The organism is Vallitalea sediminicola, assembly GCF_054408565.1.
Map to the genome: position 1 here is coordinate 1 of NZ_BTPT01000229.1, position 349 is coordinate 349.

A 349-nucleotide genomic window follows, 5' to 3' on the forward strand; every position below is an offset into this window, starting at 1 on the left:
GGGATTGTTTGCTCAGATGGGTAAATATGGGAGTTGACTTATTTGAGATGAATTGGGTTCAAAGCATTGCACTGTTTTTTTCTTATCTTGCATGGACTCTTTATGTTACAGGACTTGTGGTTTCATTTTTTGAAACAGACATCAGATGTTCATGCTATTTATATGCCTGAGCCATATCAAGATGTAGTAGGGGCCTTGTGCCATCGTGATTATAAAGGAGTATAAAATTATTTGAATTAATTGTATTAGAATAACTTTTAAAATGTGCGCTAAATAGAATGTGAATTTGATAAGTACTATTGATATAACTAAAAAGGAACATATCTCCGCACAGTATCTCTGACTCATA

1 pseudogene is annotated in these 349 nt (G+C 33.2%); it reads left to right on the forward strand.

The features are described from left to right. Positions 1-143 (forward strand): annotated as a pseudogene (locus tag ACX6CF_RS26525) (conjugal transfer protein TrbL family protein); the annotation flags it as partial. Positions 144-349: the final 206 nt, after the last annotated feature.